The 5,632-nt window shown below is 68.2% G+C and carries 5 protein-coding genes; 4 read left to right on the top strand and 1 reads right to left on the bottom strand.

From position 1 onward, the window contains the following. Positions 1–167: 167 nt before the first annotated feature. From TVB01_RS16390 to TVB01_RS16380, 3 genes are all read left to right on the top strand, one after another. Complete coding sequence (locus tag TVB01_RS16390; RefSeq protein WP_422456967.1) at positions 168–1,460, top strand: ion channel protein; 1,293 nt, start codon at positions 168–170, stop codon at positions 1,458–1,460. A 124-nt stretch (positions 1,461–1,584) separates the two neighbouring features. Beyond that, the gene (locus TVB01_RS16385; protein ID WP_422456966.1) at positions 1,585–2,658 is read left to right on the top strand and encodes an NAD(P)-dependent alcohol dehydrogenase; all 1,074 of its coding nucleotides are present in this window, start codon (positions 1,585–1,587) and stop codon (positions 2,656–2,658) included. After that, complete coding sequence (locus TVB01_RS16380) at positions 2,651–3,808, top strand: NAD(P)/FAD-dependent oxidoreductase (RefSeq protein WP_422456965.1); 1,158 nt, start codon at positions 2,651–2,653, stop codon at positions 3,806–3,808. The genes TVB01_RS16385 and TVB01_RS16380 overlap by 8 nt, the downstream gene beginning before the upstream one ends. A 27-nt stretch (positions 3,809–3,835) precedes the next feature. On the opposite strand, the gene TVB01_RS16375 is transcribed toward TVB01_RS16380, so the two are convergent. Then, complete coding sequence (locus TVB01_RS16375) at positions 3,836–5,035, bottom strand: ROK family transcriptional regulator (protein ID WP_422456964.1); 1,200 nt, start codon at positions 5,033–5,035, stop codon at positions 3,836–3,838. A gap of 173 nt (positions 5,036–5,208) precedes the next feature. Between TVB01_RS16375 and TVB01_RS16370 the strand changes: the two genes are divergently transcribed. Next, the coding region (locus tag TVB01_RS16370; RefSeq protein ID WP_422456963.1) for a TIM barrel protein at positions 5,209–5,632 on the top strand (424 nt) is incomplete at its 3' end.

The raw sequence follows: 5,632 nt of genomic DNA, 5'->3' as shown, positions 1-5,632 counted from the left end.
CACACCCCAACCGCCCCCGGGCGCCAGTTCGGGGCCCCCCGTCGTCCTGCGTTAACTCCGGCGCATTTTCGCCGGCCGAATATTGCCGTTGGCCCTCCCGGGCAACCGCGCCCGGCCGTACGCTGGCCTGAGCACAGCTGAAGCTTCCGCCGGCCAGGGATGGCACTATGTCCGAATCCGCATCTGAGGGCTTCCTGGGGAAGAACCGTGTCCGGACGCTGGCTGCCCTCTCAGTTCCGGCGGTTCTGATCGGCGTGGTTTCGGCCCTGATCCTCTTTGGCCTGGATGAGCTCAGCTACCTGCTCCAGGAACTGCTCTGGCATGTGCTGCCGCACGCAGCGGGCATTGATCCCGACGGCGGCTGGTGGATCTTCGGAATGCTCACCGCCACGGGCCTCGCCGTCGGGCTGATCGTCCGGTACCTGCCCGGCCATGCCGGTCCCGACTCCGCAGCGTCCGAGTTCGGCGGACCTGCCCTGCCGCTGAAGGTGGTGCCCACCTTGGCGGCAGCAGCGGTGATCGGCCTGGCCGGCGGCGTCAGCCTGGGCCCGGAGAACCCGATCATTGCGATCAACACCGCGATCCTGACCGCCCTGCTCACCCGCCTGTTCAGCCGGGTCCCGGCCCGTCTGATCATCGGCCTCACCGTCGCCGGAACAGTCGGTGCCCTCTTCGGCACGCCGGTGGCCGCAGCCCTGCTCTTCACCGGAATGGCCGGATCCATGGCCGGCAAGGCTGCCCTCTTCGACAAACTGTTCCTGCCCCTGGTCGCTGCCGGAGCCGGCGCCGCCACCATGATCCTGCTGGGCGGCACACTGCTGAAGTTCAGCCTGCCGGATGCCGGCGGGGACACGGATCTCTGGGATGTGCTCACCGGCCTGGTCATCGCGCCGGTGGCAGCCGCCCTGGGACTGGCAGGGGTGTTCGCGTTCCGGTGGGTGCACCGGCTGTTCCACCGGCTGGGCAATCCCGTTCTGTTCACCACCCTGGGAGGGGCCCTGCTGGGACTCCTGGGCGTGCTCGGCGGCCCGCTGACGCTGTTCAAGGGCGCAACCGAATCGGGGGAACTGCTGCGCAGCACGGGGGAACCTTTCGGCTATCTGCTCTTTTTGGCCGTGGTCAAGCTCGCTGCCCTGGTGGTTGCCTCGGCTGCGGGTTTCCGCGGCGGCCGTATTTTCCCGGCGCTTTTTGTCGGCGTCGCTTTCGGCTTGGCTGCTGCCGCCCTCCTGCCGGATGTTCCCGTCAGCGTGACGGTCTCGACCGCGGTCCTCGGCCTGGTGCTGGCCGTGGCCCGGGACGGCTGGCTGGCACTGTTCGTCGCCGTCATCATCACCGGCGACGCAACCGTGACGGCGCTGCTGTGCCTGGCCGTGCTGCCGGCCTGGCTGGTGGTCACCAACGCCCCGCACTGGCTGGCGGACGACGGCGGCGACGGCGTACGCCCCGCCGGGACGGCCTAGCAGGCCCCAATTTCCCGCAGATCGGGGCTGTCGGAGCCGGGATGCGCGGGATACGATTCCGGCCACAGTCCTATTGCAAACAAAAGTCCCATTGCATATCCAGTCCATTGCAAAGGAGCAAGGCATGAAAGCTGTTCGGGTGCACGCCTACGGGGAAGAGGCACGCATTGACGATGTGCCGGAGCCGGAAATCACCGGTCCGTGGGACGTGCTGGTCCAGGTGGGAGCCGCGGGGGTCTGCCGCACCGACCTGCACATCCTGGAAGGACAGTGGGATGCACTCCAGCGGCCCACCCTGCCCTACATCCTCGGCCACGAAAACGCAGGCTGGGTGCTCGATGTTGGGTCAGCGGTAACGAACGTGGCACCGGGCGACACCGTCATTCTGCACCCGGTGACCTCCTGTGGACTGTGCCCGCCCTGCCGTGCGGGACAGGACTCGCACTGCGAAAACTCCACCTTTCCGGGCCTGAACGCCGACGGCGGCATGGCCGAGCTGCTTAAGACCAACGCCAGGGCAGTGGTCAAGCTGGATCCCTCGGTGCGCCCCGCGGACGTGGCAGCCCTGGCTGATGCCGGGCTGACCGCCTACCACGCCGTGCGGCGGGCTGTTCCGTTGCTGCCGCCGGGATCCGAGGCCGTGGTGATCGGTGCCGGCGGTCTCGGCCACATCGGAGTGCAGTCGCTGAAGGCGCTGACGGGAGCCCACATCACCGTCGTCGACACCTCGGATGAGGCGCTCGCCCTGGCCAAGGAACTCGGCGCCGATGCCACCGTGAACCCCCATGACCTGCGCCCCGCGGCCCGCGCAGTCGGGGAGCCGTTCGTGGAGGCCGTCGTGCTTGCCGTCCTGGACATCACGTGCGGGGGAGCCCACGTGGTCTTCGACTTCGTGGGGGAGCGGGGTACCGAGATCACGGGACCGGCGATGCTGCGCAACCGCGGCAGCTACTACGCCATCGGGTACGGCGGGACTCTGGCCCTGCCGACCATCGACCTCATCTCCCGGGAAATCAGCGTGGTGGGAAACCTGGTGGGCACCTACCAGGACCTCGCGGAACTGATGACGCTGAACTCCCAGGGCGAGATCACCCTGCACACCACCACCTACGATCTCCTCGATGCGGTGCAGGCCCTGCACGACCTCGACGCCGGCAAGCTCACCGGCCGGGCTGTGCTGGTGCCGAACCGTGGCTGAACCGGAGGCAGGACGGGTGCGTGACGGCCGGAGGATCGTGGTGCTCGGCGGGGGAGTGCTGGGACTTTCCACGGCGTTGGAGCTGCTGCGTGGAGGAGCGGAGGTGCTGCTGGTGACCGAGTCGGAGGTCGGCAGCGGAGCGTCCGGGCGCTCGCTGTCCTGGCTGAACGCCGGCGGCAACTACGCAGAACCCTACTTCCGGCTGCGGATGGCCGGCATCGACCGTTACCGGACCCTGCTGGCCCAAAATCCGGAGGCGGACTGGCTGGCGTTCGGCGGCGGCCTGTACTGGGACGATGATCCGTTCGTGGTCATCGAGCGGCACAACGCACAAACCCGGCGCGGCTACGAAGCGCGCATGCTGGAGCGGGACGACGCCGCCGCGCAGGTGCCGGGGATCGACCCGGGGGTACTGCCGCACCGTGTGTTGGCCAATCCGGGCGAAGGCTGGGTGTCCCTGCCTCACCTTGTTGCGGGGATGGCCGGGAAATTCACCATGCTCGGCGGGACGCTGATCGAACACGCCGGGCTGTGCACCGTGCTCGGCGGAAACGGCGGAAACGGCGGGCCGGTGGGCGGGATACGCACGGCTGCGGGACGGGACTACCGGTCCGACGCCGTCGTCCTGGCCTGCGGGGCGGGTACGCCCGCCGTGCTGGCGGCAGTCGGAATCGAGCTGCCCGACGCCTCGGATCCGGCGATGCTCCTGATCAGCCGTCCGCTTCAACACGGACTGCGGACGGTGCTGAACACGCCGCGGATCTCCCTGCGGCCGCACCCCGGCGGACGGCTGGCCATGGACCACACGTGGTATCTGGACCGGGTCACGCAGAACGCGGACGGCAGCTGGGACGTGGACGAAGGCATCTTTGCCGAAGTCGCGGCAGAAGCGTCCCGGCTGCTGGCCGGCAATCCGGAGGTGGCCGTGGAGGCCTGGCAGCCGGGCCTCAAGCCGGTTCCCGGCGACGGTGAACCGGTCTTCGGCGAGCTTCAGGCCCTGCCGGGCTGCTGGGTATTGTTCACGCATTCCGGCGCCACGCTGGGACTGATTGGCGGCGAGCTGGCCGCCGGCGAAATCCTGACCGGACGCCGCCACCCGCTGCTGGAATCCTTCCGGCCGGAACGGTTCGGCTACGGCTGGGAATCCTAAACCGCCGGCAGCCCGAAGTCAGCCGTGTTACTCCGCGGCGGAAGCGGCATTGGACAGTGCAGCGGGATCGGAGAGCAACGGACTGAAAGCCAATTCGGCCGCTCCCACCAGCAGCAGGTCGGCGCCCAGGGCTGCCCGCCGGATCTCCACGGATCCGCCCAGCCCGGCAATGGCACCGGCAGCAACGGCCCGGTGAAGCCGCTCCGGGTCGAACGCCCACAGCACGCCCAGGAAACCGCCGAGCAGGACGGTCCGGGGGTTGAAGATGTTGACGAAGTTCACGACTGCCTCGCCCAGCAGGTCCAGCTGCCTTTCGGCCACCGCGCGGAAGCCGGCGGAATCCTTTGCTGCCGCCATGGCAGCTTCAAGCTCGTCCAGATCCGCGTGCCCGAGCCCGAGGGCCTCGAGCAGGCCGCCGAGATTGACCTCGGTTTCCAGGCATCCACTCCGCCCGCAATGGCAGGGCAGGCCGTCGGTGCGCACCAGGGTATGCCCCAGTTCGCCGGCGAAACCTGCTGCGCCGCCCAGCGGAACGCCGCCCACTATGGCCCCGCCGCCGATACCGCTGGCGCTTCCGTTCAGGTAGACCACGTTGGCCTCGCCGACCGCGGCACCGAAGACGCTTTCGGCCAGGGTTCCCAGCGTGGCGTCGTTGCCGGCATAGGCGGGCAGCCCCAGGGCATCCTGAAGCGCCGTGGTCATCGGCTCGTCCTCCCACTTCAGGTGCGGAGCCAGCCGGACCGAGCCGTCCGTGCTGTCCACCAGGCCAGGAACCGCAGCGCCGATGCCGATCACACGGTCCATCCGCGCCAGGCTGGAAGCCATGCCGCCCACCACGGTCCGGGTGATGTCCACCGCCTCGGCGATGCTCGGGCAGGTCTCGGTTTCGTGGCGGATCCTGCGGTGCACCGTCCCGCCCAGGCCCACCAGGCCCACGGTGACGGCGTCGACGTCGGGATGGACTGCCAGCACCGCGATGCGTTCGTTGGCATGCACCCGGGGGCTGGGGCGCCCTGCCCTGCCGGCCGCCGCAGGCTCGGTTTCATAGGCCAGCCCCCGGCGTCCCAGCTCGGTGGTCAGCGCTCCCACGGTAGACCGGTTGAAACCGGTGAGGCGGGTCAGCTCAGCACGGGAAAGCGGTCCGCTGCGGTGCAGGAGGGACAGCACGCGGGCAAGGTTCTGCGCCCGAATGCCCTCACTGCCCGGTTTTCCCGGTTTTGTCGGCATGCGCTGGATCTTTCTCGTAACGGGCAGGGGACGTTCGATTGTTGCACGTAACAGCAAAACACCGGGATCAATTCTCGCAGAAAGAACAGCGGAAAGCCGTTGACACCTTCCGATCCGACTCATATGTTGTAGGCCACAACTAATCTCCACAAATCTCAAGCCGGGAGTGCACCATGCCAACGACGCCATCACCTGCCGACCACTTCACCTTTGGGCTCTGGACCGTCGGCTGGACCGGGAATGATCCGTTCGGCGTACCGACCCGGCCCGACCTTGATCCGGTGGAAGCCATCCACAAACTGGCCGAGCTGGGCGCCTACGGCGTGACCTTCCACGACGATGACCTGATCCCGTTCGGTTCCTCCAGCCAGGACCGCGAACTGATCCTGAAGCGCTTCACCAGTGCCATCCAGGACGCCGGCCTCAAGATCCCCATGATCACCACCAACCTCTTTAGTCATCCGGTGTTCAAGGACGGCGGCTTCAGCTCCAATGACCGGTCCGTGCGCCGCTTCGCGCTCCGGAAGGTACTGCGCAACATCGACCTCGCCGCGCAGCTGGGCGCGGAGACCTTCGTGATGTGGGGCGGGCGGGAGG

Origin of the sequence: Arthrobacter sp. 7Tela_A1 (assembly GCF_049311065.1) — a bacterium.
In the GTDB taxonomy this organism is placed as follows: Bacteria; Actinomycetota; Actinomycetes; order Actinomycetales; family Micrococcaceae; genus Arthrobacter_B.
This window is presented reverse-complemented; position numbering and strand designations above follow the sequence as displayed.